A 2,680-nucleotide genomic window follows, 5' to 3' on the forward strand; every position below is an offset into this window, starting at 1 on the left:
AATCAGATAGATAAGTCATCGATCCATTAGTATCCGTCAGCTCCACGTGTCACCACGCTTCCACCTCGGACCTATCAACCTCATCGTCTCTGAGGGATCTTATTTGCTTAAAGCAAAGGGAAATCTCATCTCAAGGGGGGCTTCATGCTTAGATGCTTTCAGCACTTATCCCGACCACACGTAGCTACCCAGCGATGCTCCTGGCGGAACAACTGGTACACCAGCGGTGTGTCCATCCCGGTCCTCTCGTACTAAGGACAGCTCCTTTCAAATTTCCAACGCCCACGACGGATAGGGACCGAACTGTCTCACGACGTTCTGAACCCAGCTCGCGTACCGCTTTAATGGGCGAACAGCCCAACCCTTGGGACCGACTACAGCCCCAGGATGCGATGAGCCGACATCGAGGTGCCAAACCTCCCCGTCGATGTGGACTCTTGGGGGAGATAAGCCTGTTATCCCCGGGGTAGCTTTTATCCGTTGAGCGACGGCCCTTCCATGCGGAACCGCCGGATCACTAAGCCCGACTTTCGTCCCTGCTCGACTTGTAGGTCTCGCAGTCAAGCTCCCTTGTGCCTTTACACTCTGCGAATGATTTCCAACCATTCTGAGGGAACCTTTGGGCGCCTCCGTTACCTTTTGGGAGGCGACCGCCCCAGTCAAACTGCCCACCTGACACTGTCTCCGGACCGGATTACGGTCCTGGGTTAGAATGTCCGTACAGCCAGGGTAGTATCCCACCAGCGCCTCCACCGAAGCTAGCGCTCCGGCTTCCAAGGCTCCTACCTATCCTGTACAAGCTGTACCAACATTCAATATCAGGCTACAGTAAAGCTCCACGGGGTCTTTCCGTCCTGTCGCGGGTAATGTGCATCTTCACACATAGTATAATTTCACCGGGTCTCTCGTTGAGACAGTGCCCAAGTCGTTGCACCTTTCGTGCGGGTCGGAACTTACCCGACAAGGAATTTCGCTACCTTAGGACCGTTATAGTTACGGCCGCCGTTTACTGGGGCTTCGGTTCAACGCTTCGCATAAGCTAACGCATCCCCTTAACCTTCCAGCACCGGGCAGGTGTCAGCCCCTATACTTCGCCTTACGGCTTCGCAGAGACCTGTGTTTTTGGTAAACAGTCGCTTGGGCCTTTTCACTGCGGCTCCTCGGCAGAGGAGCACCCCTTCTCCCGAAGTTACGGGGTCATTTTGCCGAGTTCCTTAACGAGAGTTCTCCCGCTCACCTTAGGATCCTCTCCTCGCCTACCTGTGTCGGTTTGCGGTACGGGCACCTCTTTCCTCACTAGAGGATTTTCTTGGCAGTGTGAACTCAGGAGCTTCGGTACTTTATTTCCCTCCCCATCACAGCTTGACGTTGCCGGACGGATTTGCCTATCCGACCGTCTCACTGCTTGGACGCGCACATCCAGTGGCGCGCTCTCCCTATCCTCCTGCGTCCCCCCGTCGTTCAAACGGAAAGGAGGTGGTACAGGAATATCAACCTGTTGTCCATCGCCTACGCCTTTCGGCCTCGGCTTAGGTCCCGACTAACCCTGAGAGGACGAGCCTTCCTCAGGAAACCTTAGGCATTCGGTGAAAGAGATTCTCACTCTTTTTTCGCTACTCATACCGGCATTCTCACTTCTAAGCGCTCCACCAGTCCTTACGGTCTGACTTCACGGCCCTTAGAACGCTCTCCTACCACTGATCATAAGATCAATCCGCAGCTTCGGTGGTGTGTTTAGCCCCGGTACATTTTCGGCGCAGAGTCACTCGACCAGTGAGCTATTACGCACTCTTTGAATGATGGCTGCTTCTAAGCCAACATCCTGGTTGTCTAAGCAACTCCACATCCTTTTCCACTTAACACACACTTTGGGACCTTAGCTGGCGGTCTGGGCTGTTTCCCTCTCGACCATGAACCTTATCACCCACGGTCTGACTCCCAGAACAAAGTCTATGGCATTCGGAGTTTGACTGAATTCGGTAACCCGATAGGGGCCCCTCGTCCAATCAGTGCTCTACCTCCATGACTTTCTATTCTGAGGCTAGCCCTAAAGCTATTTCGGAGAGAACCAGCTATCTCCGTGTTCGATTGGCATTTCACCCCTACCCACACCTCATCCCCGCAATTTTCAACTTGCGTGGGTTCGGGCCTCCAGTCAGTGTTACCTGACCTTCACCCTGGACATGGGTAGATCACACGGTTTCGGGTCTACGACCGCATACTCACTCGCCCTATTCAGACTCGCTTTCGCTGCGGCTCCGCTTCTGCTGCTTAACCTCGCATACGGTCGTAACTCGCCGGTTCATTCTACAAAAGGCACGCCGTCACCCATTAACGGGCTCCGACTACTTGTAGGCACACGGTTTCAGGTTCTCTTTCACTCCCCTTCCGGGGTGCTTTTCACCTTTCCCTCACGGTACTGGTTCACTATCGGTCACTAGGGAGTATTTAGCCTTGGGAGATGGTCCTCCCGGATTCCGACGGAATTCCTCGTGTTCCGCCGTACTCAGGATCCACTCCGGAGAGAGAAAGATTTCGACTACAGGGCTGTTACCTGCTCTGGCTGACCTTTCCAGATCGATTCGCCTATCTTCCTCTTTGGTAACTCCAATGGAGTGTCCTACAACCCCAGAAAGCAAGCTTTCTGGTTTGGGCTGATTCCGTTTCGCTCGCCGCTACT

General features: G+C 54.0%; 1 rRNA gene. It reads right to left on the minus strand.

Annotated features, from left to right (window positions below):
* Positions 1-6 precede the first annotated feature (6 nt).
* Positions 7-2,680: ribosomal RNA gene (locus tag GLW00_RS20195) — 23S ribosomal RNA — on the minus strand; the annotation flags it as partial.

The organism is Halobacillus litoralis, from assembly GCF_009856445.1.
In the GTDB taxonomy this organism is placed as follows: domain Bacteria; phylum Bacillota; class Bacilli; order Bacillales; family Halobacillaceae; genus Halobacillus; species Halobacillus litoralis.